The 26305-nt window shown below is 67.0% G+C and carries 26 protein-coding genes; 12 read left to right on the top strand and 14 right to left on the bottom strand.

The window, feature by feature from the left end:
* Positions 1 to 166 precede the first annotated feature (166 nt).
* The 3 genes from ACFSQR_RS04685 to ACFSQR_RS04675 all read left to right on the top strand — a co-directional run bounded on the left by ACFSQR_RS04685 (position 167) and on the right by ACFSQR_RS04675 (position 5653).
* The gene (locus tag ACFSQR_RS04685; protein ID WP_377728462.1) at positions 167 to 3037 is read left to right on the top strand and encodes an EAL domain-containing protein; all 2871 of its coding nucleotides are present in this window, start codon (positions 167 to 169) and stop codon (positions 3035 to 3037) included.
* Positions 3038 to 3121: 84 nt separating this feature from the next.
* Positions 3122 to 4069: a methyltransferase gene (locus ACFSQR_RS04680; RefSeq protein WP_377728461.1), complete on the top strand. Its 948-nt coding sequence runs from the start codon at positions 3122 to 3124 to the stop codon at positions 4067 to 4069.
* A 63-nt stretch (positions 4070 to 4132) separates the two neighbouring features.
* Positions 4133 to 5653 carry an FAD-dependent oxidoreductase gene (locus tag ACFSQR_RS04675; protein ID WP_377728460.1) on the top strand — a complete coding sequence of 507 codons (1521 nt, stop codon included), beginning with the start codon at positions 4133 to 4135 and terminating at the stop codon, positions 5651 to 5653.
* A gap of 13 nt (positions 5654 to 5666) precedes the next feature.
* On the opposite strand, the gene ACFSQR_RS04670 is transcribed toward ACFSQR_RS04675, so the two are convergent.
* Positions 5667 to 7649, bottom strand: coding sequence for an ATP-binding protein (locus tag ACFSQR_RS04670; RefSeq protein WP_377728459.1), 1983 nt, complete (start codon positions 7647 to 7649; stop codon positions 5667 to 5669).
* Between the two features lie 152 nt (positions 7650 to 7801).
* On the opposite strand from ACFSQR_RS04670, the gene ACFSQR_RS04665 reads away from it, so the two are divergent.
* Positions 7802 to 8992 (top strand): aldose epimerase family protein, encoded by a 1191-nt coding sequence (locus ACFSQR_RS04665; RefSeq protein ID WP_377728458.1) that lies wholly within the window; start codon positions 7802 to 7804, stop codon positions 8990 to 8992.
* A gap of 94 nt (positions 8993 to 9086) precedes the next feature.
* Complete coding sequence (locus tag ACFSQR_RS04660; protein ID WP_377728457.1) at positions 9087 to 10862, top strand: M4 family metallopeptidase; 1776 nt, start codon at positions 9087 to 9089, stop codon at positions 10860 to 10862.
* 20 nt (positions 10863 to 10882) lie between these two features.
* Here ACFSQR_RS04660 and ACFSQR_RS04655 read toward each other — a convergent pair whose 3' ends face one another.
* Positions 10883 to 11014: a hypothetical protein gene (locus ACFSQR_RS04655; RefSeq protein ID WP_377728456.1), complete on the bottom strand. Its 132-nt coding sequence runs from the start codon at positions 11012 to 11014 to the stop codon at positions 10883 to 10885.
* Positions 11015 to 11120: 106 nt separating this feature from the next.
* Between ACFSQR_RS04655 and ACFSQR_RS04650 the strand changes: the two genes are divergently transcribed.
* Positions 11121 to 11393, top strand: a complete 273-nt coding sequence (locus ACFSQR_RS04650) for a 2Fe-2S iron-sulfur cluster-binding protein (RefSeq protein ID WP_377728455.1) — start codon at positions 11121 to 11123, stop codon at positions 11391 to 11393.
* Positions 11394 to 11514: 121 nt separating this feature from the next.
* Positions 11515 to 11688, top strand: coding sequence for a hypothetical protein (locus ACFSQR_RS04645; RefSeq protein WP_377728454.1), 174 nt, complete (start codon positions 11515 to 11517; stop codon positions 11686 to 11688).
* Between the two features lies 1 nt (position 11689).
* Here ACFSQR_RS04645 and ACFSQR_RS04640 read toward each other — a convergent pair whose 3' ends face one another.
* On the bottom strand, positions 11690 to 12376 hold the full coding sequence (locus ACFSQR_RS04640; protein WP_377728453.1) for an SOS response-associated peptidase family protein: 687 nt from the start codon (positions 12374 to 12376) through the stop codon (positions 11690 to 11692).
* A 39-nt stretch (positions 12377 to 12415) separates the two neighbouring features.
* On the opposite strand from ACFSQR_RS04640, the gene ACFSQR_RS04635 reads away from it, so the two are divergent.
* A complete protein-coding gene (locus ACFSQR_RS04635; protein ID WP_377728452.1) occupies positions 12416 to 12574 on the top strand; it encodes a hypothetical protein in 159 nt (52 codons plus the stop codon).
* A 137-nt stretch (positions 12575 to 12711) separates the two neighbouring features.
* On the opposite strand, the gene ACFSQR_RS04630 is transcribed toward ACFSQR_RS04635, so the two are convergent.
* Positions 12712 to 12885 carry a hypothetical protein gene (locus ACFSQR_RS04630; RefSeq protein ID WP_377728451.1) on the bottom strand — a complete coding sequence of 58 codons (174 nt, stop codon included), beginning with the start codon at positions 12883 to 12885 and terminating at the stop codon, positions 12712 to 12714.
* Positions 12886 to 13241: 356 nt separating this feature from the next.
* On the opposite strand from ACFSQR_RS04630, the gene ACFSQR_RS04625 reads away from it, so the two are divergent.
* Positions 13242 to 13595 carry a hypothetical protein gene (locus tag ACFSQR_RS04625; RefSeq protein WP_377728450.1) on the top strand — a complete coding sequence of 118 codons (354 nt, stop codon included), beginning with the start codon at positions 13242 to 13244 and terminating at the stop codon, positions 13593 to 13595.
* An 85-nt stretch (positions 13596 to 13680) separates the two neighbouring features.
* Here the strand turns inward: ACFSQR_RS04625 and ACFSQR_RS04620 are convergent, their stop codons facing one another.
* From ACFSQR_RS04620 to ACFSQR_RS04605, 4 genes are all read right to left on the bottom strand, one after another.
* Entirely contained in the window at positions 13681 to 15063 is a 1383-nt protein-coding gene (locus tag ACFSQR_RS04620) for a M16 family metallopeptidase (protein WP_377728449.1), read from the bottom strand.
* 3 nt (positions 15064 to 15066) lie between these two features.
* A complete protein-coding gene (locus tag ACFSQR_RS04615) occupies positions 15067 to 16380 on the bottom strand; it encodes a M16 family metallopeptidase (protein ID WP_377728448.1) in 1314 nt (437 codons plus the stop codon).
* A 64-nt stretch (positions 16381 to 16444) separates the two neighbouring features.
* The gene (locus ACFSQR_RS04610) at positions 16445 to 16627 is read right to left on the bottom strand and encodes a hypothetical protein (RefSeq protein WP_377728447.1); all 183 of its coding nucleotides are present in this window, start codon (positions 16625 to 16627) and stop codon (positions 16445 to 16447) included.
* A gap of 119 nt (positions 16628 to 16746) precedes the next feature.
* A complete protein-coding gene (locus ACFSQR_RS04605; protein WP_377728446.1) occupies positions 16747 to 19629 on the bottom strand; it encodes an EAL domain-containing protein in 2883 nt (960 codons plus the stop codon).
* A gap of 223 nt (positions 19630 to 19852) precedes the next feature.
* Between ACFSQR_RS04605 and ACFSQR_RS04600 the strand changes: the two genes are divergently transcribed.
* The 3 genes from ACFSQR_RS04600 (at position 19853) to ACFSQR_RS04590 (ending at position 21830) form a co-directional block, all read left to right on the top strand.
* Positions 19853 to 20128 carry a hypothetical protein gene (locus ACFSQR_RS04600; RefSeq protein ID WP_377728445.1) on the top strand — a complete coding sequence of 92 codons (276 nt, stop codon included), beginning with the start codon at positions 19853 to 19855 and terminating at the stop codon, positions 20126 to 20128.
* A 2-nt stretch (positions 20129 to 20130) separates the two neighbouring features.
* Positions 20131 to 21300 carry a diguanylate cyclase gene (locus ACFSQR_RS04595; RefSeq protein ID WP_377728444.1) on the top strand — a complete coding sequence of 390 codons (1170 nt, stop codon included), beginning with the start codon at positions 20131 to 20133 and terminating at the stop codon, positions 21298 to 21300.
* Between the two features lie 167 nt (positions 21301 to 21467).
* Positions 21468 to 21830, top strand: a complete 363-nt coding sequence (locus ACFSQR_RS04590; RefSeq protein ID WP_377728443.1) for a hypothetical protein — start codon at positions 21468 to 21470, stop codon at positions 21828 to 21830.
* A gap of 1 nt (position 21831) precedes the next feature.
* On the opposite strand, the gene ACFSQR_RS04585 is transcribed toward ACFSQR_RS04590, so the two are convergent.
* The 6 genes from ACFSQR_RS04585 to ACFSQR_RS04560 all read right to left on the bottom strand — a co-directional run bounded on the left by ACFSQR_RS04585 (position 21832) and on the right by ACFSQR_RS04560 (position 26296).
* On the bottom strand, positions 21832 to 22119 hold the full coding sequence (locus tag ACFSQR_RS04585) for a hypothetical protein (RefSeq protein WP_377728442.1): 288 nt from the start codon (positions 22117 to 22119) through the stop codon (positions 21832 to 21834).
* Positions 22120 to 22306: 187 nt separating this feature from the next.
* Positions 22307 to 22987, bottom strand: coding sequence for an ABC transporter ATP-binding protein (locus ACFSQR_RS04580; RefSeq protein ID WP_377728441.1), 681 nt, complete (start codon positions 22985 to 22987; stop codon positions 22307 to 22309).
* Positions 22984 to 23778 (bottom strand): phosphonate ABC transporter, permease protein PhnE, encoded by a 795-nt coding sequence (gene phnE, locus ACFSQR_RS04575; RefSeq protein ID WP_377728440.1) that lies wholly within the window; start codon positions 23776 to 23778, stop codon positions 22984 to 22986. Before phnE ends, ACFSQR_RS04580 begins: the two co-directional genes overlap by 4 nt.
* A complete protein-coding gene (locus ACFSQR_RS04570) occupies positions 23775 to 24584 on the bottom strand; it encodes a PhnE/PtxC family ABC transporter permease (RefSeq protein WP_377728439.1) in 810 nt (269 codons plus the stop codon). Before ACFSQR_RS04570 ends, phnE begins: the two co-directional genes overlap by 4 nt.
* A gap of 20 nt (positions 24585 to 24604) precedes the next feature.
* Positions 24605 to 25426 (bottom strand): phosphonate ABC transporter ATP-binding protein, encoded by an 822-nt coding sequence (locus tag ACFSQR_RS04565; protein WP_377728438.1) that lies wholly within the window; start codon positions 25424 to 25426, stop codon positions 24605 to 24607.
* Complete coding sequence (locus ACFSQR_RS04560; RefSeq protein ID WP_377728437.1) at positions 25427 to 26296, bottom strand: putative selenate ABC transporter substrate-binding protein; 870 nt, start codon at positions 26294 to 26296, stop codon at positions 25427 to 25429.
* Positions 26297 to 26305 lie beyond the last annotated feature (9 nt).

Here is a 26305-nt window from a genome sequence, read left to right as displayed (position 1 = left end):
CGTCGGGGCGACTAACCGGACGCGGAGTTTGCCGCCGCTAGGCTATATTCTGGCAACAGCCGGCGTGCGCTCGCCCTTCCGGGCAAGGCACGCCCGGCGGCCAATCGGAGGAAGTGTGCGTCTGCGGCTGTTACGTTTTCTGCTGTGGCTGCTAGCGGCCGTCTCAATGGCGGGCAGTGCCGCTCCGCAGGTCCGCACGCTGACAGTCGGCGTGTACGAGAACGCTCCCAAGATCTTCATCAACCGCCAAGGCAATGCCGACGGCATCTTTCCCGACCTGCTGGAAGAGATCGCGCGGCGCGAGAACTGGTCGATCCGCTACGTCCGCTGCGAGTGGGAAGATTGCCTGCGCCAGCTGCGCGAAGGGCGCCTGGACCTGATGCCGGACGTGGCCCGCACACCGGAACGCGAAGCCACCTACAGCTTCCACAGCAAGCCGGCACTGTACAGCTGGTCCCTGGTCTACCGCCGGCCGGACGTGCCGATCGCAACGCCGATCGACCTGGACGGCAGGCGCATCGCGGTGCTGGCCGGATCGGTGCAGGCCGAGTCGATCGGCGGCTTCCTGGACGAGTACGGGGTCAGCGCCGTGATCGTGCCGACGTCGACCTTCGACGAAGCGTTCGAGCTGGCGGGAGAGGCCCGGGTCGATGCGGCGATCACCAACAAGTACTACGGCGAGCTGCATGCGGAAAGGTACCGGCTGGTATCGACCACCATCGTGCCGCCGCCGTTGCGGCTGTATTTCGCCACTCCGTACGGACGCCACCAGGACATACTCGCGACCATCGACCGCTATATCGGCCCCTGGCACGACGATCCGGACTCGGTCTATTACGACGTGCTGGCGCGCTGGGAATCGCGCACCCTGCTGTCGCGGGTGCCGCTGGCCTACTGGCTGGCGCTGGCGGTGGCCGGTGCGATGCTGGTATCGGCCATCCTGGCCACGCTGGTGCTGCGCAAGCGGATCAGGCAGAAGGAGCGCGAGCTGGCCGAAAGCCAGGACAAGCTCAACGCCATCCTCGACGGTACCGACAGCATCATCTATATCAAGGACCGCGATTACCGCCTCCAGTACATTAACCGGGCCGGCAGCAGGCTGGCCCAGCGGCCCGCATCGGAGCTGATCGGCCGCACCACGGAAAATCTGGTCGGCCCGCGGTTCTACAAGGAATCGACCGAGAGCGACCGGCGCGTGCTGGAACAGGGCGAACACATCACCGCCGAGGAAGTCGAAGTGACCGACGGGGTGCGCAACCTGACGCTGCTGTCGACCAAAGCGCCGCTGCGGCGCGACGACGGCAGCATCTATGCCTTGTGCGGCATCGCCACCGACATCTCGGCGCAAAAAGAGACCGAGCGTGAACTGCGCGTGGCCGCCATCGTGTTCCAGTCGCAGGAGGGCATGTTCGTCACCGACGACCGGCGCCGCGTGCTGCGCGCGAACGACGCATTCACCCGCATGACCGGTTTCCGCCAGGGCGAGCTGGCCGGCAGCGAGCCTCCCGACGTGTTCGTGCACGAAGACGGCGACAGCGCGCAGCCTACCATGTGGTCGGGCGTGGAGCAGGACGGCAAATGGCAGGGTGAGGTGCGGCTGCTGCGCAAGGGCGGGGGCGAGCTGCACTGCTGGCTGGCCATCAACGCGGTGCAGGACGATCACGGCGCCATCACGCACTACGTGTGCGCGCTGGCCGACATCACTCAGCAGAAGATCGCGCAGGGCGAGATCGCGCGCCTGGCCAACTACGACCCGCTGACCAACCTGCCGAACCGGCGCCTGCTGATGGAACGCCTGCAGCACTGGCTGGCCGGGCATGCGCGCCGCAAGGGCCTCGCGGCGCTGCTGTTCCTCGACCTCGATAATTTCAAGGACCTGAACGACACCAGCGGCCACGCGGCCGGCGACCAGCTGCTGCGCCATGTGGCCGATCGCATCCTCGGCTGCGTGCGCGAAGGCGACACGGTGGCGCGCCTTGGGGGCGACGAGTTCGTGATCCTGCTGGAGGGGATCGAGGGCGGCGCCGAGGACGCGGCCACGCATGCCGGCGCCATCGGCTGGAAGATCCATGATGCCGTCAACCGGCCCTATTCGATTGCCGGCACCGCCTATCACACCACATGCAGCATCGGCGTGACCCTGTGCGATGACGACTGCACCCAGATCGACGAGCTGATGAAGCGCGGCGACCTGGCCATGTACGAAGCCAAGCGCGCAGGCCGCAATACCTTGCGCTTCTTCCGCGCCGACATGGAGTCGGCAGTGCGCCAGCGCATCGCGCTGGAGTCGGAGATGCGCGAGGCGGTGCGCAACCACGAATTCGTGCTGTATTACCAGCCGCAGGTCGGCCGCGACGCCGGTATCACCGGGGCCGAAGCGCTGGTGCGCTGGAAGCACCCCGAGCGCGGCCTGATCGGTCCGGCGACCTTCATCCACGTGGCCGAAGCATCGGGCCTGATCGTGCCGCTCGGCCGCTGGGTGCTGCGCACCGCGTGCGAGCAGCTGGCCACATGGGCCGGGGCCGCCGAAACCGCGCACCTGTCGATGGCGGTCAACGTCAGCGCGCACCAGTTCCGCCATCCCGACTTTGTCCAGGAAACGCTGGAGATCCTCGACCAGGCCGGCGCCAACCCGTCCCTGCTCAAGCTGGAACTGACCGAAACGCTGCTGATCGAGAACGTCGAGGAGACCATCGCCAAGATGCGCGAACTGAAGGCGCGCGGCGTGTGCTTTGCTCTGGACGATTTCGGCACCGGCTACTCCTCGCTGTCCTACCTCAAGCGCCTGCCGCTGGACCAGCTCAAGATCGACCGCAGCTTCGTCAACGACGTGCTGGGCAACCCGAACGATGCCTCGATTGCGCGCAGCATCGTCGCGCTGGCGCGGGCGCTGGACCTGGACATCATTGCCGAAGGGGTGGAGACCGAGCGCCAGCGCGAATTCCTGGCCGGGCTGGACTGCGATGCCTACCAGGGCTACCTGTTCGGCCGGCCGATCGCGGCCGAGCGCTTCAACCCGGTGCCGCTGGCGACCTGAACCCGGCAACGGACGGGAAACGAACGCTGCGCCACGGAAATTGTCAGGTGGGTATAGTCGCCCGAAAACCTACCGGAGAGAGCAATGCAGGAGCCCTGGGATGTGCGCCAGCTGTCGAAGCTGGGCGAAGCGCTGCGGGAAGCACGCTACCAGTTCGTGACGCCGACCAACGCCACCATCCGCCGCGTCAATGGCCGCGATCCGCATGCGCGGGCGCGGCAGGCGGTCGACATCTTCGGCTGGGGCCGGCCGATGGACGGCGCGCAGGACGCCGAGGCCACGCCGTGGCTGGCCCGCGTCATCGAGACCGGACTGGCGCGCCAGGAACAGGGCCAGTGGCGTACGCCGCTGCGCGCCGCCACGCTAGGCGCCCACCTGCTGTTCCACACCAGCGGGCCGGGCGCCGCGCGCGATGCGGTGTTCTTCGGACCCGACAGCTACCGCTTCGTGCGCGCGCTGCGCTGCGAACTGGCGTCCCGCCCGGTCCACTGCGCGAAGGCGCTCGACCTCGGCTGCGGCGCCGGCGCCGGCGCCATCACGTTGGCGGCGCTCTATCCGCGCGCCGAAGTGGTCGCCACCGATATCAACGGCAAGGCGCTGCGCCTGGCATCGCTCAACGCGGCGCTGGCCGGCGCGCCCAATGTGATCACGCGCCACAGCGACCTGTACGACGATACGGGCGGCGGCTACGACCTGATCGTCGCCAACCCGCCCTTCATTGCCGACCCGGACGGGCGCGCCTACCGCGACGGCGGGGAGGACGACGGCCTGGGCGTGAGCCGGCGCATCGTGGAAGGCGCGCTGGAACGGCTGGCGCCGGGCGGCGCGCTGATGCTCTACACGGGGGTGGCCATCAGCGGCGGGCGCGATCCCTTGCGCGACCATGTGGAGCAGCACATCGGTGGCCGCGCCGCCTTCCACTATGCCGAGATCGACCCCGACATCTTCGGTGACCTGCTCGCGACCGAGGCCTACCGCCACGCCGACCGGATCGCGGCGGTGTGGCTGGTCGTGCGCAAGCCATCAATGTGAGTCAGCGAACGGTCAAACCGCCCCGGACGCGCTTTACTAGGCCATTCACACTGGGGAGGCGACATGGAAAGCACGGGCTCGATCTGGAAAGCAACAGCAGAGGTGGAGCAATACCCGCCGCTGGCCGGCGGAGCGCGCGCCGATGTGTGCGTGGTGGGCGCGGGCATCGCCGGCCTGACCACCGCCTACCTGTTGCAGAAGGAAGGCAAGTCCGTCATCGTGCTGGAGGCCATCGGCGTCGGCTCGGGCGAGACCGGCCGCACCACCGCCCACTTCTTCCCGCCGGACGAGCGCTACTACATCCTTGAACGCAAGTTCGGCACGCCGCGCGCGGCCATGATCGCGGACAGCTATGCCCGCGCCACCGACCTGGTCGAGTCGATCGTGCGCGCGGAAGGCATCGACTGCAACTTCATGCGCGTGGAGGGCTACCTGGTCCCGCAGGTGTACAAGCAGATCGACCCGATCGAGCGCGAGTACGTGTCCACGCAGCGCCTCGGCGTGCCGGTCGAGATGCTCGAGCGCGTGCCGGACATGGTGTTCGACACCGGCCGCTGCCTGCGCTTCGGCGGCAACGCCCAGTTCCACCCGCTGCGCTACCTGGACGGGCTGGCGCGCGCCTTCGTCGCCCGCGGCGGCGTGATCCACTGCGGTTCGCGCGCGGTCGGCATCGACAAGAGCGGCGCCGAGCAGACCGTGCGCACGCTGGACGGCCATGTCCATGCCGCCAATGTGGTGGTCGCCACCCACACCCCGTTCAACGAAAAAGTGGTGATGCACACCAAGCAGTCGGCCTACAGCACCTACGTGATCGGCCTGCGTGTTCCAAAGAACGCGTACAAGCCGTTCCTGCTGTGGGACACCGGCGACCCTTATTATTATGTGCGCCTCGCTGCGATCGACGACGATCCGGACGATATCCTGATCGTCGGCGGCCAGGACCACAAGACGGGCCAGGACGAGGTGCCGCAGCACCGCTGGCACGAAGTCGAGATGTGGACCCGCAACCGATTCCCCGAGGCGGGCGAGGTGGTGTACCGCTGGTCGGGGGAGGTGATGGAGCCGTCCGACGGCGTCGCCTTCCTGGGCCGCAATCCGCTCGACAGCGACAACGTGTACATCATCACGGGCGACTCGGGCAACGGCATGACCCACTGCACGGCCGGCGCCATGCTGGTCACCGACAAGATCATGGGCCGCGAGAACCCGTGGGAAGAGATTTACGAACCTTCGCGCAAGCCGGTGCACGGCATTGGCGACTTCGCCACCGAGCAGGCCAACGTGGCGCAGCAGTACACGGACTGGATCAAGGGCGGGGAGGCCGAGTCGCCCGCGCACATCGCCCCGGGCGAGGGGGCGCTGATCCGGCGCGGCATGACGCTGTATGCGGTGCACCGTCCGGTGGAAGGGGCATTGCAGGTACTGTCCGCCAAGTGCACCCACCTGGGCTGCGCGGTGCACTGGAATTCGGCCGAGAAGTCCTGGGACTGCCCATGCCACGGCTCGCGCTTCTCCACGACCGGCGAGCCGCTGCACGGGCCGGCGGTCACGCCGCTGGCCATCCTGTCGCTGCCGCGCGACTAGGCGCGTCTGCAGGCTAGCCGGCCAGGGCCGGCTGGCGCCGCTCCACCAGCAGCGCTTCGAGCGAGTCCAGGCCGAACGGCTTGGTGATATGGGTGTCGAAGCCGGACGCCGTCGCCCGGCCCTTGTCGTCGTCATGGCCCCAGCCGGTCGCCGCCACCAGCAGCATGTTCACGCCCCACGGCTCCTTGCGGATAGCCTGCGCGAGCTGGTAGCCGTTCATGCCCGGCATGCCGATGTCGAGGATCGCCACGTCCGGGCGCACGGTGCGCGCCAGCGTCAGTGCTTCCAGCCCGTCGCGCGCCTTGACCACCGAGTGGCCCTGCATTTCCAGGAACTGGGACAGCATGTCGACCAGGTCGCGGTTGTCGTCGGCCAGCAGGATGCTGCGCCGCTCCACGCGGATCTCGCGCACCGGGTCTTCCGGGCACAGGCTGAAGCTGGCGCGCCGCGCGGCTGGCAGCCTGACGGTGAACTGGCTGCCGCCGCCGACGCCGGTGCTTTCCGCTTCCACCGTGCCGCCGTGCAGGTCCACCAGCCCCTTTACCAGCGCCAGGCCGATGCCAAGCCCGCCTTCGGAGCGCTCCAGCGCGCTCTGTTCTTGCGAGAACATGCGGAACACGTCGCGCAGCGCCTCGCGGCGCAGGCCGATGCCGTTGTCGCGCACGCTGACGGCGCACATGTCGCCGTCCAGGCGCGTCTCGACCGTGATCTTGCCGCCCGGGTCGGTGTACTTGGCCGCGTTCGACAGCAGGTTGGAAATCACCTGCACGATGCGCACGGGGTCCGCGTCCAGCTCGATCGCGCCGTCGTGGTGCACCACGCGCAGCTGGTGCTTGCGCGCCTCGATCAGCGGGCCGGAAGTCTCGAGCGCCAGCGCCACCAGTTCGTCGGCGTTGACCGCCTCCTTCTGCAGGCGCACCTGGTTCTTGGTGATGCGCGCCACGTCCAGCAGGTCGTCCAGCAGGTGCGCCATCTGTTCCACCTGGCGCGTGATCACGGCGGTGGTATGGGAGATCTGTTCGCGGCGCAGGTTGCCGCTTTCCAGCAGGCGCGCCGCCGCGCGGATCGGCGCCAGCGGGTTGCGCAGCTCGTGGGCCAGGGTCGCGATGAACTGGTCCTTGTGGTGGTCCGCTGCCAGCAGCGCCTGGCGCGCCAGGAACTGGCCGGTCACCTCATGGCCCTGCACGAAGATGCCGACCGCCTCGCCCAGCGCATTGATGATCGGCTGGTAGACGTAATCGAGGTAGATTTCCTCTTCGCGGCCGTTGGGGTGGCTGAAGATGAAGCGTTCGCAGCGCCCAACGTAGGGTTCGCCCGTGCGCAGCACCTGGTCCAGCAGGTCGACCACGCCCTGGCCCACCATCTCGGGGACCACGTCGGCCAGCCGCCGGCCGATCGCCTCGCGTCCGCCCAGCAGCTGGCGGTAGGCCGCGTTCTCCATTTCGTACACATGCCCGGGGCCGCGCAGCACGGCCATGAAGCCGGGCGCCTGCTCGAACATCTGGCGCATCACCTCGGCCTGGCCGCGCTGGGCGCGCTCGGACACCACCGTGGAGGTGGTTTCGTGGCAGACGCCGAACACGCCCTCGATGGCGCCGTCCTCGCCGCGCAGTGGGGAGTATGAAAAGGTGAAGTAGGCGGTTTCGGGGTAGCCGTTGCGCAGCAGGCGCACTTCCATGTTCTCGAAGTGGCTGGTGCGTCCGTCGCGCGCGGCAGCGAGCAGCGGGCCGGTCTCGTCCCAGATCTCGCTCCACAGCACGGAAAAGGGCAGGCCGATGCCGGCCGGATGGCGGCTGCCGAGGATCGGGACGTAGGCGTCGTTGTAGATGACGGTGTGCGCCGAGCCCCACGCGATAAACATCGGGAAACTCGACCCGAGTATCAGGTCGACGGTGGTGCGCAGGGCGGCTGGCCACGCACTCATTGGGCCGAGCGGCGTCGCTTCCCATGCATAGCGGCGAACCAGGTCCGCCATTCCCCCAGGATGAACATTCATGCTTATCCTTTTTAGTTTTTTGCCCGGATGAGTTTAATCCGATTCCTTTAGTACACGAATGTTTATTTCAATCGTGCGCAGACTATTGGTAGCCTGCGTCGCGCGTGCTGGAATATTGGTAGCATCTGCCTGTCACAGCGAGCGAGGTATCCATGAGCGGTCCAACGATCACCAAGGCCCCTTTCGGGCGGGCGCCGGACGGCGCCGAAGTGTCCCTGTACACGCTGCGCAACAGCCAGGGGCTGGCCGTCAAGGTCACCAACTACGGCGGCATCGTCACCGCCATCGAGGTTCCGGACGCCGGCGGGCAGGCTGTCAACATCACGCTTGGCTTCGACAGCATCGAGCCCTACCTGGAAGGCACGCCGTACTTTGGCGCGCTGGTCGGGCGCTATGCCAACCGGATCGCGCACGGCAAGTTCACCCTGGACGGCGTCGAGTACCGGCTGCCGCTGAATAACAACCACCACCACCTGCACGGCGGACCGCACGGTTTCGACAAGGTGGTGTGGGAGTCCTCGCCGTACGAGCGCGACGGCGTGGCGGGACTGCGCCTGCACTACGTGTCGAACGACGGCGAGCAGGGCTATCCGGGCAACCTCGACACGGTCGTGACCTATGAACTGACGGAAGACGGCGAGCTGCGCATCGATTTTTGCGCCACGACCGACCGTGCGACGCCGGTCAACCTGACCTCGCACACCTATTTCAACCTTGCCGGCGGCGGCCCGGTCCTCGACCATGAACTGGAACTGTTCGCCAGCCGGTTCACGCCGGTGGACGAAGGCCTGATCCCGACCGGCGAACTGGCGCCGGTGGACGGCACGCCGTTCGATTTCCGCCAGCCGCACCGGATCGGCGAGCGCATCGGGGCGGCGGACCAGCAGCTGCAGTTCGGGGGCGGCTACGACCACAACTTCGTGCTGGACGACGGCGCAGGGCAGGGTGGCAGCGCCGCGCCGGGCGCACTTGAGCGCGGGACGGTGTCCTCGGCGCGCCTGGACGGCCTGAGCGGCGGCGACGAGGCGCCCGAGGCGCCGGGCACGGTCGCCTCGGCCGACCTGGACGGGCTCGATGGCGGTCCGCACGCCAGGCCGATGCGCCTGGCCGCGCGCGTGCGCGACCCGCAATCGGGCCGCGTGCTGGAGCTGTACACCCAGGAGCCGGGCCTGCAGTTCTACAGCGGGAACTTCCTCGACGGCTCGCTCGGCTTCGCGCACCGCAGCGGCTTCTGCCTCGAGCCGCAGCATTTCCCCGACTCGCCCAACCAGCCCGGCTTCCCCAGCACCATCCTGCGGCCGGGCCAAACCTACCGTACCGCCACGGCCTACCGCTTCCGCTAGCCACGGCCATCCCACCGGAGCTTGCGTAAAGGCAAAAACGTCGGCTCCGGTTTGCGCGACATTGCGAGGACCACACCACTCGCAGGGAGCGCACATGAAACTGACCAGGACCGTGCTGGCAGCCGCACTCGCGGTTGCCGCAATCGATGTGCAAGCGGCGTCCCAACTGCCGCGCATGGCCGCTCCGGCGATCCGCCCGGCGCAGGCCGACGCCCAACTGCTCGCCGCGCTGGCCGCCCGCCGTCCCGCGCTCGGCCTGGACGCCGACCACGGCCACCGGATATCGCATCACCACCCTGGCGCGGAAGGCACCATGGTGGTCAGGATCGACCACACCTACAAAGGCGTGCGCGTGTTCGGCTCGGAGACGCTGGTGGTCACCAATGGAGCGGGCAAGGTGGTCAGCGAAACCGTCAGCGACCGCCGCTCGGGCCTCGGCAAGGGAAAGTCCAACCTGCTGGGCGGCGTGACCGCCTCGTTCGACGTCACCCCGCGGCTGTCGGCGCAGGAAGCGATCGACCGCGCCGGCCGCGGGATCGAACCCAAGCGCTTCGCCGCGGCGCCGCCGCAGGCCGAACTGATCGTCTATCCGCTGGTGCGCACCGAGCGCGTGAAGGAAGCGCAGGCCAAGGGCGAAGAAGAGCTCAACGCGCTCGACCTGGTCGATGTGGTCACCGGTTACGAGCTGGCCTATTACGTGCGCTCGCGCTACGTGGTCGGCAGCCGTCCCGTGTACCGCGACAGCATCGTCAGTGCGCGTGACGGCAGCATCCTGGCCGAGTGGGACGCGCTGCAGACTGCCGAAGGCGTCGGCCACAGCCAGTACAACGGCAAGGTACCGCTCCATACCACCCCGGATGGCAAGCTGTTCCGCATGATCGACCCGACGCGCGGCAGCGGGGGCGCCTTCGGCGGGCTGGCCATCACCAACGCCGACCATGGCAACGCAACGGGCGAGGTGTATTCGCACACCGAGAATGTGTGGGGCGACGGCAAGCAGTTCGTCGAGGGCGGCAGCACCACCGGGGCGAACGGGCAGACCGCCGCCGTCAACGCCATGTGGGGCATGTCGAATACCTACGATATGCTCAAGCGGACGCTCGGCTGGCACTCGCTGGACGGCAAGGACACCGCCACCCACATCAACGTGCACGTCAACCGGGCCTACGATAACGCCTACTACGACGACTCATGCCGCTGCATGTCGATCGGCGACGGGCAGACGTTCTACAACCTCGGATCGATCGACGTGATCGGCCACGAGATGTCGCACGGCGTCACCGCGGCCACTTCGCGCCTGCTGTACTTCGCCGAATCGGGCGGCCTGAACGAATCGAGCTCTGACATCATCGGCGAGGTGGTGGAATCGTATGCACGCAACGGCGGCACCGGCGAGAGCATTCCGGCGGACGGCAACGACTGGTCGCTCGGGAAGGAGATCGCGCGCGACGGCATGCCGCTGCGCTGGATGCACAAGCCCTCGCTCGACAATCGCAGCCCGGACGCCTGGAGCAGCTCGCTCAAGGGGCTCGATGTCCACTACAGCAGCGGTCCGAACAACCGCATGTTCTACTTCCTGTCGCGCGGCTCCGACGCTTCGCCATCGAGCGAGTCGTACAGCAAGTACCTGACCGGCAAGCCGGCTGCGATGAGCGGAATCGGCATGGACAAGGCCTACCGCATCTGGTTCACGGCGCTCACCACCAGGTTCACCATGATCACCAACTACGCCGACGCCCGCAAGAAGATGATCGAAGTGGGGCAGCAGCTGTACGGCCGCGGCAGCCCGGAAGAAGTGGCGGTGACGCGCGCCTACGCGGCGATCAACGTGGGCAAGGACATCGACGAGCCGAAGGTGCGCAGGCGCTAGAAGCCGCGCGCGGCTGCAGGTCAGTCTCCCGTGGTGGCGGGAGTCTTGATCACGATGGGTGGGGCGGTGTGTTGGGTCGGGGGCTCGAGCATGAAGAACAGCACCGCCGCGCCGAATGCGACTCCGGCGAGCAGGGTAAGGATTTTTTTCATGCCCACAGCCTAAGCTGCCGCCCGCCTGCCCGTCTGTTCGATACCCAACCCAGCAATAAAGGGGACTGTCCTCCTGCAGGCCGGTCCCCTTCGCTACAATGGGTCCATGCCCACCTACCGGATCACGATGGAGCGCAGCGGCGCCACCTTCGACGCGCGTGACGACGAACCCGTGCTGCTCGCCGCCGAACGCGCCGGCATCCCCATGCCCAGCTCCTGCCGCAATGGCAGCTGCCGCACCTGCATGCACAGGCTGCGCGCCGGCGCCATCGAATACACCATCGAGTGGCCCGGCCTCACGCGCGAAGAAAAGGCCGAGGGCCTGGTGCTGCCCTGCGTCGCGCTGCCCCGTTCCGATATCGTGCTGGGCCCGGCCTGAGCGCATTGGCGCGCGCCGCGCGCACGATTGAAGGACCTGCTTAGCGCCGCGTTTTCATGCGTGCTAGTCTCCAACTGAACGCGCGGGTGGTCCGCGCTTCCCAACCCAGGAGGATCGACAAATGGCGCAATCGAAATCGGGTGGTAGTCCAGGCAGCAAGCAGTCCGACCAGTCGCAGACGGAAGCCGGATCGGGCGGCAAGACCAGCAAGAGCAGCCGCAACAACAAGGCGAACGTGAAGGCCGGGTCCACCAAGGGCGCAGGCGGCGGCGCCAAGCAAAAGCAGGGCCGCTAGGTCAGGCCGGCGGCGGGTCGAGCCGGGCCGCCAGGTGGGCACCCTCACTGGTGGTCTTGCCGACCTCCCGGGTGACCGGATGCCAAGCGAATTCGCCCGCGCCCAGCGCCACCGAATGCGCGAGCTGGCCGGCCTGGGCCGCGTCCAGCGACGGGTCCATCCACAAGGCCGCGTCCTCCGCGCTGAACACGATGGGACGCCGGTCATGCACGTCGACCATGCCGCCTTGCGCATCCACGGTCACGAGCACGAAACCGGATTCGCAGCGGTGCTCCCTGAACGGCCCGAAGTTCGCCAGCGCAGCGATGAACATCGGCTCACCCGATGTGCGGTGGATGTGCCAGGGCTGCCTGTTGCCTTTTTCGCCGGTCCATTCGTACCAGCCATCCGCCGGCACGATTGCGCGGCCGGCGCGCAGCAGGGGGCACCAGTAGCGGTTGGAGATGCGTTCCAGACGCGCGTTGATCGCGACCGGGACCCTGCCCACGGCCCATGCGGCGCGGTAGCCCCAGTAGAGGTCCTCGACCGTGAGCGTGTCCCCGGCGATGCGCATCAGGGGACGGTAGGTCCCCGGGCAGGCGTTGTAGCTGGGACTGGCCTCGCTGTCGATATGGGGCGCTCCGCGCAGCCAGCGCAGCGCGGCAACGTATTCGGCGGCTGTGTGGTTCTGGTCGAGTCTTCCGCACATGTGGGCAAGCTTGAGTCAGTTTTTGAAAACAGAGAGGAAATGAAGATGAATGAACAGCCGCGCGACGCGCACCAGACCCCCGACCCGGAGATTCCGCCGCCGGACAAGAAGCCGCCGCAGCCTGACGACGTGCCGCCACCGGAATACGCCCCGGTCAAGGAGCCGAATCCGGCCGACCCGCCCATCCGCGCAGTCTGACGCTCATCCCCGCGACAGCGGGGACGCCGCATGCGTTCGCATCCGGGCATGCGCGGCGATTGCGCCAGTCCGGCATGCGTCCCCGCATTGCGCGGGGTGCAGGCGGCATGATGCCGCCACACGTTCTGCCGGCAGGACTACTTGCCGTCCTTGCCCGGCTTGTCGGCCTGGTCCTCCTCGCGCTTGCCTACCTGGCTTACAATCTCGTCGGTCTCACGTTCTCCCGGCGTTTTTTCTCCGCTCCCGATGTCGGCTTCATCCAGCAACGCATGCGCTTGTGCGGGATCGGGGAAGGGTTTGTTTGGTTTCATTGCTTGGCTGCTCCACTGAAAAAACTGTCATCAAAATGTAGCAGCGCGTCACCATCATTGGCGCGCTGTAGAAACGGTGAAATTGTGTTGTGGACAAGCTACAGCGTGAGCATTGAATTGCAGAATGTGTGTGACATCACACAATGCTGTCATATTCGCTTCCTATAATTGGTCCATATCGAACGACAAATTTTTTTCAGGAGCGGAGCAAGCACATCATGGGCAATTCCTTACACAACAAAATCTACCTTGGACGCACTCCGGTGCTCGGTTCCCGCAAGGCGCAGACGGCCGTTGCGATTGGAACGATGATGGTGATTGCCCTGGCATGGCTGGCAGTGAGGGCATACCGTTAATTGGAAGCGAAACTGACTGGTGACGAGTTCGACGCGCTCGAACTCCTGCGCCGCGGCGCGAAATCGATCCGGGCGAACGCCTGCGTCGGCCGCAACGCGAAACGTTTGTCCGGCCTGAAGCTGGTCAAGGTGGACCGCGCCAACATGGCCACCCTGACCGACAAGGGCACGGAAGTGCTGTTCCTGCGCCGCTGCGTGAACGCGCTGCGCGGCCTCTCGGACGATCCGGCCAGCACGGTGGAGCCCGATGTAGCGGCCTTCCTGCTGCGCAAATCGCATATTGCGGAGCGTCCCGAAGGCGGGTTCGACGTGACTGCGCGCGGCCGCGAGTCGCTCGCCGACATCGACCGCTAACGTCCCCACCTGTTCGAGGGCAAGCTATAAACAACGGGGCCGGTCAGCAATGCTGGCCGGCCCCGTTGTCATTCAAACGCCGCGATCAGCGCGGCTGGAAGCCATCGGCCGTGATGTCCAGTTCCGTCACCGTGCCGTACTTCTGCGCGATCGGACGAATCTTCTCCGCATTACCGATCATGACCATCTGCAGGGCCTTGCGCGGGAAGTGCTTGTCCACCAGCGCGCGTACGCGCGCCGGCGTCAGGCTGTCGACGTCGCGCATGAAGTTGTCGATTTGCTCGCGGCCCATGCCGGCCACGAACATCTCGCCCAGCAGGCCCGCCAGCTGCGCGCTGGTTTCAAAGCGCGGCGGGTACTGGCCCTTGACGTAAGCCTTGGCCGATTCCAGCGTCGCCTTGTCGATGCCCTTGTCCCACAGGCGGTTGTAGGTCTTGAGCGCGAGTTCCAGCGCCGGCGCGGTCTTCTCGGTCGCGGTGAAGCTCGAGATCGCGAACGTGCCGGCCTGGGTGAAGGTCGCAAATTCGCTGCGCGCCCCGTAGGTCAGGCCCGAGTTCACACGCAGCTCGTCGTTCAGCCACGACGTAAAGCGCCCGCCCAGCACCGTGTTCACCACCTGCAGCGGCACGTAGTCCGGATCGTTGCGCGCGATGCCCGCGCCGCCGATCAGGAAGGTCGTCTCGAGCGCGTCGGGCTTGTTCACCAGCCACACGCGCGGACCGCCGGCCTGCGGCTTGCCGTTCACCTGCGCCGGCAATGCCGGACCGGACGCCTTCCAGCCGCCAAACAGGCTGGCCAGCTGCGCTTTCATGTCGGCCGCCTTGAAGTCGCCGACCACCACGATGGCGGCGTTGTCCGGGCGGTAGAAGCGCTGGTGGAAGCCCTTCACGTCGTCCGGCGTCAGCGCGCTGACCGTGGAGACGGTGCCGCTGGCCGGGCTGGCGTACGGCGTCGAGCCGAACAGCATCGCGCGGTAGTAGTTCTGCACCACGTTGCGCGGATGCTCCTTGGCCTGCTTCAGCTCATCGACCTTGCGGTCGCGCAGCTTGCCCAGCTCCGCCTTGTCGAAACCGGGCTGCTGCACGATCTCGGCGAACAGCGGGAGCAGGGCGGCCGTGTCCTCGGCCTTGAAGCTGGCGAACAGACCGGACTGCTCGGCGCCGCTGCCGCCGGAAATATCGGCGCCGCGGAAGTCGAAGGCCTGGTCGATCTGGGCCTTGGTGTGGCGCGGGGTGCCGAGCAGCAGCGCGTCGCCGGTCATGTCGGCCAGGCCGGCTTTGGACGCGTCATGGACGGCGCCTGCCTTCACCACGGCGCGCACCGACACCAGCGGCACCTCGTGGCGCTCCATCAGGATCACGGTCAGGCCGTTCGGCAGCGTGGTGGTTTCATAGGCCGGCAGGCGAAATTCGGCGGCGCCGGCTTGCAGCGCCGTCGCGGCCAGGGCCACGGTCATCAGTTTTTTCATCGGTCAGTCCTCCTTCGCAGCCAGCACGCCGACGGTACGCTGCGACTTCTTCATGTATTTGGCGGCGACACGCTGGATGTCGGCCGCGGTGACTTTGCGGTAGGCGTCCGGCGCATCGAACAGCGTGCGGTAGTCGCCGAAGAACACTTCGTAGTTGCCGAGGTTCTGGGCCTTGCCGTTGATGGTCTCGAGCGCGCGGTAGATGCCGGCCAGCTTCTGGTTCTTCACCTTCTGCAGTTCTTCTTCGGTGACGCCGTCCTTGACCAGGCGGTCGACTTCGGCCAGCAGCGCCTGTTCCAGTTTCGCGGCCGGCACATTGGCGCTGGCAATCGCGTACACGTACAGCAGGCCCGGATCGAAGCCGTCGCTGTTGTCGGAGCCGACGTCGGTGGCCAGCTGCGTCTCCACCAGCGCCTGGTACAGGCGCGAGGTGCGGCCTTCGGACAGGATCGACTGCAGCACGTTGATCGCGTAGTAGTCCGGATGCGAGATCTCGGGCGCCTTGTAGCCGATCAGCAGGTTGGCAGCCGTGGCGGACGGCTTGGCCACGAACACGCGGCGCTCGCCTTTCTGCTCCGGTTCCACGGTGCGCACCTTCGGCGGCATCGGGCCTTTCGGGATCGCACCGAAGTAGCGGGTGGCCATCGCCTTGACCTGGTCGAAGTTCACGTCGCCGACGATCACGGACACCGCATTGTTGGGCGCGTAGTAGGTCTTGAAGTAGCGCACCAGGTCGTCCTGGGTCCACGCCTTGATGTCGGACTCGTGGCCGATCACGGGCCAGGAATACGGGTGGGCCTGGAACGCGACGCCGTTCACTTCTTCCCACAGCATGCGCAAGTTGGAGTTCTCCAGCCCGGTGCTGCGCTCGGACAGCACCACGCCGCGCTCGCTCTCGACCACTTTCGGGTCGATCGTCAGCGCCGCGATGCGGTCCGCTTCCAGCGAGAAGATGGTCTCGATCGAGGAGGCCGGGAACCAGTCCTGGTATACCGTCAAGTCGTTGCTGGTGTAGGCGTTGTTCGAGCCGCCCTTGGCTTCCATGGTGCGGTCGAACATTTTGGGACCGTACTTTTTCGAGCCGTTGAACATCATGTGTTCGAAGAAGTGCGACAGGCCGGTGATGCCGGGCGTTTCGTTGCGCGAGCCGACCTTCCAGAAGGTGTACATGTTCGCGTTGGGGATGCTGCGGCTTTCGAGCACGATGAACTTCATGCCGTTCGGGAGCGTGAAGGTCTTCACGTCCTTGGCTTCCAGCGCGTGCGCTGCGCACGACACGCCGAGCAGGGCCGCGGCGGCCAGGGCTTTCCACTTCATGGGGGTTCCTTTCCAGGGGCAGATTCAGGCGCACATTGTAGTGCGCTGTTGCCTGGAAGGATAGTTATGAGGCGCGGCGGCGGCCCGGGTAGACCAGCGTGCGGACGGCAACCCTGGGCGCAACGCGCATTGCCGCCAGGAACTCGGCCGCCTGGCGCAGTCCGACGCGGGGCAGGGCGGCGATCGCCTGCTCGACGATGGCGCTCGTGTTGCGGTCGGTGCGTGGATGTGGTGTGCGCGTTGTCATGGCGAGCCTCGACGGCCGGGAAAGGGCCGACCGTTGCTCAACTATACGCCGAAACCGGAAAGAATGCCTGAAATGCCACAAATGTGCGCGCCCCGGCATTGCCGCGCGGGGACGACCGATCAGGCGGCTTCAGGCACGTCCAGGACCGGCACCGCAAGCGCCTTGCGCTGCCGAATCACCTCGTAGAACTCCGCCGCCGGCAGCGGTGGGCTGAAGTAATACCCCTGCATCTCGTCGCAGCCGTGCTTGCTCAAGTACTCCAGCTGCTCCGCCGTCTCGACGCCTTCCGCGATCACGGCCAGCTTGAGGTTGTGCGCCAGTGCGATGATCGAGGTGACGATCGCCGCATCGCCGCCGTCGTGGGCGATGTCGTTGACGAAGGAACGGTCGATCTTCAGCACGTCGATCGGGAAGCGCGACAGGTACGACAGGCTGGAATAGCCGGTGCCGAAGTCGTCGATGGACAGGTTCACGCCCAGCTGCCGCTTCATCTGGTGCAGCATGTCGACCGCTTGCGCGATGTCGGTCATGAACAGCGATTCGGTCAGCTCGATCTCCAGCGACTCGGGCGCGAGGCCCGTATCGTCCAGCACTGCGCGGATGTCCTCGATCAGGTGCGGGGAGCTGAACTGGCGCGCGGACAGGTTGACCGCCACGCGCAGGCGCTCGAAGCCGGGCTCGCGCTGCCATTGCTTGTTCTGTTCGCAGGCGGTGCGCAGCACCCACAGGCCGATCGGCACGATCAGTCCCGTCTCCTCGGCCACGCCGATGAAGCGGTTCGGCGGCACCATGCCCAGTTCCGGGTGCTGCCAGCGCAGCAGCGCTTCCATGCCGCACACCTGGCCGGTCTTCAGGTCCACCTGCGGCTGGTAGTGCAGCACGAATTCGTTGCGCTCCAGCGCCTTGCGCAGCGCGCCTTCGATGCGCACGCGCTCCATCGCTTCCTCGTTCATGGCCGGGGTGTAGAACTGGAAGTTGTTGCGGCCCAGCTTCTTGGCGCGGTACATGGCGATGTCGGCGTGCTCGATCAGGCTGTCGGCAGGCGTGCCGCCGCTCGGGTAGACGGCCACGCCGATCGAGCACGACACCGTGAATTCCTTGGTGCCGAGCATGACCGGCTGGGCAACCGATTCCATCAGGCGTTCCACGATCATCGGCGTGAGCGCCTGCTCCTCGGTGGCGCTGACGATCACCACGAACTCGTCGCCGGACAGGCGCGCCACGGTGTCGTGTTCGCGCAGCGCCGAGCGCAGGCGCGCGGCCACCGTCATCAGCAGCACGTCGCCGGCCTTGTGGCCCATGCTGTCGTTGACGAACTTGAAGCGGTCCAGGTCGACCAGCATCACCCACACCGGGTAGCGCGAGCGGTCGGCATAGGCGATCGCCTGCGACAGGCGGTCCTGCAGCAGGCTGCGGTTCGGCAGGCCGGTCAGCACGTCGTGCTGCGCCACGTGGTGGATGCGCTGCTCCGCCTGTTTGCGCGAGGTGATGTCGGTGCCGGTGCCGCGGTAGCCGGAGAACATGCCCTGCTCGTCGAACACCGGCTGGCCGTTGATGCAGAACCAGCGCACCGCGCCCTGGTCGTCCACCATCGTGTATTCGAAGTTGGTGAACGGCAGGTGCTGCTTGACCAGCTCGATGTGGCGGCGGCCGGACTCGGTCTGCTCGATGCACGGCACCGCTTCCCACCGGGTCTTGCCGACCAGGCGATCGGCGCCGACGCCCGCTTTTTCACGCAGGTCGTTGCTGATGTGGACAAAGCGCAGCTGCGCGTCCTGTTCCCAGTACCAGTCCGAGGACATGTTCACCAGCTGGCGGAAGCGCTGCTCCGAATCCTGCAGCGCGCGCTCGGTGCGCTTGCGCGCGATGACGTCTTCGATCAGCTGTTCGTTGGAGCGCTTCAGGTCGGCGGTGCGATCGGCCACCAGCGCCTGCACGCGCTGCGAGCGGCGCACCAGCACCTGGACGAAAGCGGCGAAAGCCAGCGTCACCAGCAGGCCGCCGACCAGGGACATCAGCGAACCGGTGTGGGCCGAGGTGAGCGGGCCGTGGCTGGAACCGATCTCGATGCGCCACTGGCGTCCCGCGACATCGAGCGTTGCGACGGCGGTATCGGCGTGGTCCACGCCCAGCCACTGCGCCATCCGGCTGCCGAAGCGGTCCGAGGCGTCCGGGCCGGTGCCGACCGTGTGCTCGAACACCATCGCCCTGGGATTGCCATCCACGCTGGCGAACACGCGCACCGAGGTGTCGTTCGAGAGCAGGGCGCTATCCTGCAGGATCCCTTCGACCAGTCGGCTCGGCCGGATGATGGCGGCGGTGTCGCCCAGCAGGGCTTCCCGGCGCAGCTCGGCCGAATCGAGCGGCATGCCGCGCTTGTAGACCGGCAGGATGATCTCGAAGGCGCGCAGCGGCTCGGTGTCCTGCGCCAGCGATATCAGGGTGGTGGAAGCAGGCCGGCCGGTGCGCACCGCCAGGTCCAGCGCATCCATCACGGCGGTATAGGGTTCGACGTTCAGGCCGAATCCGCGTTCGTTCCCGCGCATCGGTTCCAGGTAGTCGACCACGATGTAGCTGGGGCGCCACGGCGCCACCGAACGCACGCCGTTGTTGTTTTCGGTCAGGACCGTGCCCGGCACCACCTTCTGCAATTCCGCCTCGAGCGCGGGCCGCTCGGCGTGGGTGATGCGGCGGTGGTAATTGAAGGCGGTGATGAAGGGGTAGCGCGCGAGCAGCGGAGCGGTAAAGTCGTGGAACTGCTGGCGCGTCACCGGATCGATCGTGCCGAACAGGTGGTTGGTCGCGTTCACCACTTCCACGGCCTGGTCCAGTCCCTGGCGGATCGCTGCCACGCGCACGTCCACGCGCTGCTGGAACGCGAGCGCGCGCTGCTCGAACTCGAGCCGCGCCACGGTCGCAAACAGCAGGAAGGTGGCAGCGATACCGACCGCCAGCGTCAGGGCTGCGGCAAAGGTAAGCTGGAAGGACGGCCGGCGAAGCATTGATTCCTTTATGTGATCGGAGGGGACAGCAATTGTCTGAGCGCAAGTTTGTCACAGATTGTCGTCCAATCGTACAGTTTGATGCAATACGACAATAGCGGTCGCACGGTATGTTGCTTTTGAGCACGAGATATGTATATTGAACCACCATGCCTGAGCTTGTTTGCATGCATGAATTTCTGATAAGCTCGACGCGGCCTGAGCCATGTTCCCAAGGAAACCGATGTTCCTGGACCACCCGACTTTTACCGCAACCAACAGCCTGACGGAACCCGACCGTATTGAACGGCTGATGCGGGTGTACGGCTACGCCGTCGCGCTGGCCGACGCGGCCGGGGTGCCGGGCTTCGTCGAGAAATTCGTGCAGTTGCATGACCACAAGGGCACCCTGATCGTATTCTGGTACGCAGCCCCGACCGAGCAAGAAAAAGCCTTCTTCGTGCGGGCATGGGAAAGCAGGATGGGTGACGGCACCGCCAACGTGGAGCACGAAGCATGACGATGGATGTCAAAACCATGCTGTTCGCGCTCGCACTGGGCAACCTGGTCATGTGCGCGGCCCTGTTCTTCCATTTATATGAGCGCCACAAGACGCCCGCGCTGGGCAGCTGGGCGCTGGCACGCCAGCTGCAGGCCGGCGGCTGGCTGCTGCTGTTCCTGCGCGGGAGCGGCATCCTGCCCGACCTGCTGACTGTGCCTGCCGGCTACGCGCTGGTGTTCGCCGGCGTGGCTGCGGAAGTGGCCGCGCTGCGCCAGGCATCCGGCGCCTCGCCGTGGCGCGTGCGCATGTGGATCGCGCTGGGCGTCGCGATCCCCGTGTATGTGGCGGCATTCGTCGCCGGCGACGCCGCGATGCGCGTGGTCGCAGGTTCGCTCATCATGGGCATCCTGTATTTTGCCGCCGCGGCGGCGCTGGCCTCCGGCTGGGGCGCGGCCAGCGCGCTGCGCCGCTTCATGGCCGTGGCCACGGCACTGCTGGCGGCGGTGGTGGCGGCGCGCGGCCTGATGGTGCTCAGCCTGCCGGAAGGGTGGGGCTGGATGACCGTGCCATTCCTCGAAGTGCTGTCGGTCGGCGCGTTCTACCTGCTGATGGTCCTGGGCAGTACCGGCTTCCTGATGATCGAGCGCGAACGGCAGCAGGGCGAGCTGGCGCGCCTGTCGGTGGCGGACACCCTGCTGGACGTGCCGAACCGGCGCGGCTTCTTTAACGCGCTGGCGCCGTGGATGGCGCTGGCACGCCGTCCGGGGCAGCCGACCGCGCTGCTGGTGCTGGACGTGGACCAGTTCAAGCGCATCAATGACGGCTACGGGCATCCCGCCGGCGACACGGTGCTGCGCGCGATCGTGGACACCTGCCGCAAGCAGTTGCGCGACAGCGATCAGCTGGGCCGGCTCGTCGGTGTGCAATTCGCCGTGCTGCTGCCTCGTACCGGGCTGGCCGACGCCGCGATGGTGGCCGAGCGGATCCGGGCGGCGGTGGAAGCCACGCCGATCAAGACCGAACGGGCGCTGGTTAACATGACGGTCAGCATCGGGGCCACCACGATCCGGGCCGACGACACCACCGTGAGCCTGTTCAAGCGGCTCGACGACGCGCTGCAGGAAGCCAAGCGGGCCGGGCGCAACCAGGTCTGTGCGACGCCGGCGGCGCCGGTGGCGCTCGAGGCCTGAGGCGCCTGCGGATACTCCCCCAGGGTATCTTCCGCCGCAGCTTCCCGCGCCGAAAACGGCAGGGGTATATGTAAAACCGGCCTTTGCCCCCGCATACCCCCCAGGCGATTCACGGCAGCGGCCAAATCGTCTATACTGTTTGGCTCGTTTTTCAACCGGAGCAGTGCATGGCGCGAGCCCCGCGCGCGGCCCCCAAGGCCGCCCCCACCAAGTCCAGCAAGGCAGCACCCGCCCGCAAGGCCGTTGCCGCCAAAGCCGTCCCCGCGCGCCGCAAGAAGCCTGCCGCGACTCTCGTGCGCGAAACGCACGACCGCGCCAGCCTGGTGCGCGACAGCTTTACCATGCCGGAAGCCGAATACGCCTTGCTCGCGCAAGCCAAGCAGGCCTGCCTGAAAGCAGGAATCGATGTGAAGAAGAGCGAGCTGCTGCGCATCGCCGTCGCCCAGCTGGGCCGGATGGACGGCGCTGCGTTGAAGAAGGCGCTGGCCAAACTCCCAATCATCAAGACCGGACGCCCGCGCGCGGAATAGCTCAGTGCATCGAGGCGTTCGAGAGCTCCTTGAGCTCCTTGATCGACAGGTCGGACTTCTCGTGCATGCGCAGCAGGATGGTGGCGCCGACCGCGAGCTTGCGGTGGCGGATCTTGCTGATGATGGGAGGCTGCACTTCCAGCACGCGGCACAGCTCCGCGTCGTTCTTCAGGTTAAGCTTTTCGATCAGGGTATCGAGCAGCTTGTTGGGTACGAAAGTCGACGGTTCCAGCGCGCGTGCGCGGTTCATCGCTTCGATCATTTCCAGTTTCCGTTGCCTGACGCTCATCGCGCATCTCCATGTTGAACAGTCTTGAAGGACCGAATCACCCATCCGCAGGCACCGGAACGTAGCCAACGGACAGCAACTGATGATACTACGATAAGTATGCATCTGGAGCATTGTTGATAATTCTCAATGCAAAAAAATCCAGCGATGCTTGCGGGGGGGGGGCGGCCCCCGACGTCACTGCGGCCTAAAGGCCTTGCCCCGGCGCAGGAGCAGTCCCCCGTGGCTGCAAGCCGGACCGGCCGAGGACGAGGACATGGTCCGCCAGCGAGGCTGCGGCCTGCGAGTGCGTGACCATCAGCGCACAGGCGCCATTCGCCTTCAGTTCGCGCACCAGCAGTGCCAGCACGGATTGCGCGGTCTCCGGGTCCAGGTTCCCGGTCGGCTCGTCGGCCAGCACCAGCGCGGGGCGGTGCACCAGCGCGCGCGCGATGGCGACCCGTTGCATCTCGCCGCCGGACAGCTGGCGCGGGAAATCCGCGCCGCGGCCGCCAAGTCCCACCGCCTCCAGCATCTCGTTCGCACGTCCCAGCGGCATCCCGTTCAGCACCAGCGGCAACGCGACGTTCTGCTCCAGCGTCAGGTGCGGCAGCAGGTGGAAGGCCTGGAACACGAAGCCCATCCTGGCCCGCCGCAGCCTGGTCGCATCGTTGTCCGACAGGCGCGACAGGTCCTGGCCGTCGACGATCACCCGGCCCGCGTCCGGCGCATCCAGTCCGGCGATCAGGTTCAGCAGGGTGGACTTGCCGACGCCCGATTCGCCCATGATCGCGACAAACTCGCCGGCCTGGAAACGCCACGACAGCGCATCGAGCACCTTGCGTCCCCCATAGGACTTGGACAGGCCGGCCAGCTCCAGCGTCGTCATCGCGTCACCGCGCGCCGCAGCGCAAAGCTGGCCGCGTCCACCGCCGCCACCAGCAGCAGCATCGCCAGCACCACCGTGGCCGCACTCTGCATCTGGAACAGCGACAGGTGGTACTTGAGCATCTGTCCCAGCCCGCCCGCGCCCACCACGCCAAGCACGGCGGCGGCGCGGATATTGTTCTCCCAGCGGTACAGCGTGTACGACAGCATCTGCGGCAGGGTCTGCGGCAGTGTCGCGTACAGGAACGCGGCAGCGGCGGAGGCGCCGTTGGTGCGCAGCGTCTGTTCCGGCAGGGGCGTGGCGTTTTCCAGCGCGTCGGCGAACAGCCGTCCCAGCACGCCGCTGGTGTGGAAGGCCAGTGCCAGCGTGCCGGCGAACGGCCCCAGGCCCGCGGCCACCAGCAGCAGCGTGGCCCATGCCAGTTCGGGAATCGAGCGCAGGATGTTCAGCAGCAGCCGCGATACGCGCCGCAGCACGGGGCCGAGCCGTCCCGCAGCCAGCAGCGCGAACGCCAGCCCGGCCACGACCGCCAGCAGGGTGCCGAGTGCGGACATCGCGAGCGTCTCCACCGTCGCCATCCCGACCCGCCTCAGGTAATCCGGCTCCAGGTCGGGCGGCGCGAAGCCGGACAGGAATTCCGTCGTCGTGGCCAGCGCTTCGGGTCCGAACAGCGCGCGCCATTCCAGGTCGAGCGACGCAAAGCTCGCCACCACCAGCGCCAGGACTGCCATCGCCATGAGTGGCGCGCCGAACGTGCGCGCGGGCGGGGAGGGCATGCGCGGACCGCTCATCCCAGCCACTTTCGCAGGATCTTCGAGACCAGGTCCGCCAGCGCCACCAGCAGCACCAGCACGATCAGGATGGTGGACACTTCGCCGCCGGCCATCATGCGCATCGACTCGTCCATGCGCTGGCCAAGTCCGCCCGCGCCGACAAAGCCCATCACCGCCGAGCCGCGGATCGCGCACTCCCAGCGGTACACCGTGTACGACACCAGTTCCGGCGCCGAATCGGGCAAGGCGCCATACACCAGCGCCGGAATGCGGCCGGCGCCGTTGGCCAGCAGCGCATCGGTCGCGTGCGCGCTGGACGACTCCAGGATCTCGGCGTACACCTTGGCCAGCATGCCGCTGTAGGTCAGCGCAATCGCCAGCACGCCCGCGGTCGGGCCGAGGCCGACGATGCGCACAAACAGCAGCGCCCACACCAGTTCCGGCACGGAGCGCAACAGCACCAGCACCCAGCGCACGGACTGGCGCACGAAAGCGGGCAGCGCGTGCATGACGCCTGTGCCAAGGCGCGACACCGACAGGCGTTCATTGATGACCAGGGTGGCGGGAACGGCGGCGACCATCGCGAGCGTCAGGCCCGCGGTGGCAATGGCCACCGTCTGCCAGGTCTCGCGCAGCACCATCGCCAGGAACTCGGGCGAGTGCGCGGGCGTGGCGAAGTCGGACAGGAAGCGGCCCGCCGCCGCCAGGCTTTGCGGATCGAGCAGCAGCCACGGCTTGAATTCGCTGTACACCAGCATGGGCCACAGCAGGAGCAGCGCGACAACGAACGCGGTGACGCGTCCGCGCCATGCCGGATCGGCCATGCGGGGCGCCGCGGCATCCATCAGTAGCAGGCCCCGATCGCGATCGCATCCGGGGTTTCGTGGAGTTCGGACGATGCCGCCGGCGGCTGCTCGTTGGCGTACAGCGCCGCGATCATTTCGTCGCTGACCTGCTCGCGCGGCGCATCGAACACGATGCGTCCGTCGCGCAGGCCGACCAGGCGCGGGAACCAGGCGCGCGCCATCTCCACCTGGTGCAGGCTGCACACCAGCGTCGCATTACGGCCGGCGGCCTCCTGCTGCAATGCGGCCAGCGCCATCCGGGACAGGGCAGGGTCGAGCGCCGACAGCGGCTCGTCGACCAGCAGCAGGTCGGCCGACGACAGCACCAGCCGCGCCAGGCCGCAGCGTTGGCGTTCTCCACCCGACAGCCGGTCCACGCGCGCGTACAGTTTGTCGCCCAGGTTGAAGCGCGACAGCGCCGCGAACGCCGCTTCCGGATCCTGCGGGCGCACCAGCGACACAAGCGCCTGCCACAGGCTCCATTGCGGCAGGCGCGCGGCCAGCACGGCCGTCACCACGCGCTGGCGCGGCGGCAGCGGCGGCACTTGCGGCGCCAGGAACAGGCGGGTGCGCAGGCGGTGCCGTTCCTTGCCCGCCATGGCCCACGGGTCGGCGCCAAACAGCGCGAACTCGCCCGACGCGGGCTTGTGGGCGATCGCCAGCGTGGACAGCAGCGTGGTCTTGCCGGCGCCGGACGGGCCGATCACCGCAACCTGCTCGCCCTGCGCCACCGACAGCGATACCGAATCCAGCGCGACGCCGCGCGAGCCGGCGTGGTGCCGGACCGTCAGCTGCGACAGGCGGATGGCAGGTGTATCCACTTACTTGAGCAGCTTGGCGTTGCGGGCGGCCGCTTCGATCGCGGCGTAGTTGCCCGCGTGGGTCGGGACGAACCGGGACGCGCGCTGCAGTTCCAGGATTTCGCGGCCTTCCGGCGTCGATGGATCGAGCGCCAGGAAGGCGTCGGTGATCTTCTTCTTCAGAGCGGCCGGCATGTCCGCGTGCACGCTCCAGTTGTAGTCGTAATAGCCAGGCGTGGTGTAGAACACCCGCACCGCGCCGGTATCGACCTTTTTCTCGTCCACGAGCTTTTTCCACACCGAGGCGTTGACCGCGCCGGCGTCGACCTTGCCGCCCGCGACCGCGGCCACGGTCGCGTCGTGCGCGCCCGAGAAGGCGATGCGCTTCATGTCCGCCTCCGGATTGATCTTCGCGGCCAGCAGGAACGAGCGCGGCATCAGGTGGCCCGAGGTGGACGATTCGGAACCGAAGCTGAAGGTGCGGCCCTTGAGGTCCTGCAGCGTGCGGATCTCCGGGTTGGCGGTGATGAATACCGACTGGAATTTCTCGTCCTCCGCGCGCTGGACCAGCGGCACGATCTTGCCCTTGCTGCGCTCATTGGCCTGCACGAAGGTGAAACCGCCGAACCAGACCATGTCCAGCTTGTGGTTGACCAGGCCTTCGACCGACGCCGCGTAGTCGGTCACCGGGGTGAACTGCACCTTCAGTCCGGTCTTCTTTTCCAGGTATGCGCCGAGCGGCTTGAACTTGCGCTGCAGTTCGGTCGGATTTTCATCCGGAATGGCGGAGACGCGCAGGACGCCGGGCTGCACCTGGGCGTAGGCGGGAGCGCCCGCCACGATGCCGGCGGCGACGGAAAGCGAAGCGAGGAGGCGGCAGAAAATGTTCATGTCAGGGTC

It is taken from the genome of Pseudoduganella sp. GCM10020061, from assembly GCF_042683405.1.
GTDB lineage: Bacteria > Pseudomonadota > Gammaproteobacteria > Burkholderiales > Burkholderiaceae_D > Telluria.
Note: the sequence above shows the minus strand (reverse complement) of the source record. Positions and strands in the feature narration are given on the sequence as shown.

What these genes read in the sequence shown, in the direction of transcription:
- ACFSQR_RS04685 (WP_377728462.1), top strand. Translation starts at nt 167, where the DNA reads ATGGCGGGCAGTGCCGCTCCGCAGGTCCGCACGCTGACAGTCGGCGTG.
- ACFSQR_RS04680 (WP_377728461.1), top strand. Translation starts at nt 3,122, where the DNA reads ATGCAGGAGCCCTGGGATGTGCGCCAGCTGTCGAAGCTGGGCGAAGCG.
- ACFSQR_RS04675 (WP_377728460.1), top strand. Translation starts at nt 4,133, where the DNA reads ATGGAAAGCACGGGCTCGATCTGGAAAGCAACAGCAGAGGTGGAGCAA.
- ACFSQR_RS04670 (WP_377728459.1), bottom strand. Translation starts at nt 7,649, where the DNA reads ATGAATGTTCATCCTGGGGGAATGGCGGACCTGGTTCGCCGCTATGCA.
- ACFSQR_RS04665 (WP_377728458.1), top strand. Translation starts at nt 7,802, where the DNA reads ATGAGCGGTCCAACGATCACCAAGGCCCCTTTCGGGCGGGCGCCGGAC.
- ACFSQR_RS04660 (WP_377728457.1), top strand. Translation starts at nt 9,087, where the DNA reads ATGAAACTGACCAGGACCGTGCTGGCAGCCGCACTCGCGGTTGCCGCA.
- ACFSQR_RS04655 (WP_377728456.1), bottom strand. Translation starts at nt 11,014, where the DNA reads ATGAAAAAAATCCTTACCCTGCTCGCCGGAGTCGCATTCGGCGCGGCG.
- ACFSQR_RS04650 (WP_377728455.1), top strand. Translation starts at nt 11,121, where the DNA reads ATGCCCACCTACCGGATCACGATGGAGCGCAGCGGCGCCACCTTCGAC.
- ACFSQR_RS04645 (WP_377728454.1), top strand. Translation starts at nt 11,515, where the DNA reads ATGGCGCAATCGAAATCGGGTGGTAGTCCAGGCAGCAAGCAGTCCGAC.
- ACFSQR_RS04640 (WP_377728453.1), bottom strand. Translation starts at nt 12,376, where the DNA reads ATGTGCGGAAGACTCGACCAGAACCACACAGCCGCCGAATACGTTGCC.
- ACFSQR_RS04635 (WP_377728452.1), top strand. Translation starts at nt 12,416, where the DNA reads ATGAAGATGAATGAACAGCCGCGCGACGCGCACCAGACCCCCGACCCG.
- ACFSQR_RS04630 (WP_377728451.1), bottom strand. Translation starts at nt 12,885, where the DNA reads ATGAAACCAAACAAACCCTTCCCCGATCCCGCACAAGCGCATGCGTTG.
- ACFSQR_RS04620 (WP_377728449.1), bottom strand. Translation starts at nt 15,063, where the DNA reads ATGAAAAAACTGATGACCGTGGCCCTGGCCGCGACGGCGCTGCAAGCC.
- ACFSQR_RS04615 (WP_377728448.1), bottom strand. Translation starts at nt 16,380, where the DNA reads ATGAAGTGGAAAGCCCTGGCCGCCGCGGCCCTGCTCGGCGTGTCGTGC.
- ACFSQR_RS04610 (WP_377728447.1), bottom strand. Translation starts at nt 16,627, where the DNA reads ATGACAACGCGCACACCACATCCACGCACCGACCGCAACACGAGCGCC.
- ACFSQR_RS04605 (WP_377728446.1), bottom strand. Translation starts at nt 19,629, where the DNA reads ATGCTTCGCCGGCCGTCCTTCCAGCTTACCTTTGCCGCAGCCCTGACG.
- ACFSQR_RS04600 (WP_377728445.1), top strand. Translation starts at nt 19,853, where the DNA reads ATGTTCCTGGACCACCCGACTTTTACCGCAACCAACAGCCTGACGGAA.
- ACFSQR_RS04595 (WP_377728444.1), top strand. Translation starts at nt 20,131, where the DNA reads ATGGATGTCAAAACCATGCTGTTCGCGCTCGCACTGGGCAACCTGGTC.
- ACFSQR_RS04590 (WP_377728443.1), top strand. Translation starts at nt 21,468, where the DNA reads ATGGCGCGAGCCCCGCGCGCGGCCCCCAAGGCCGCCCCCACCAAGTCC.
- ACFSQR_RS04585 (WP_377728442.1), bottom strand. Translation starts at nt 22,119, where the DNA reads ATGAGCGTCAGGCAACGGAAACTGGAAATGATCGAAGCGATGAACCGC.
- ACFSQR_RS04580 (WP_377728441.1), bottom strand. Translation starts at nt 22,987, where the DNA reads ATGACGACGCTGGAGCTGGCCGGCCTGTCCAAGTCCTATGGGGGACGC.
- phnE (WP_377728440.1), bottom strand. Translation starts at nt 23,778, where the DNA reads ATGAGCGGTCCGCGCATGCCCTCCCCGCCCGCGCGCACGTTCGGCGCG.
- ACFSQR_RS04570 (WP_377728439.1), bottom strand. Translation starts at nt 24,584, where the DNA reads ATGGCCGATCCGGCATGGCGCGGACGCGTCACCGCGTTCGTTGTCGCG.
- ACFSQR_RS04560 (WP_377728437.1), bottom strand. Translation starts at nt 26,296, where the DNA reads ATGAACATTTTCTGCCGCCTCCTCGCTTCGCTTTCCGTCGCCGCCGGC.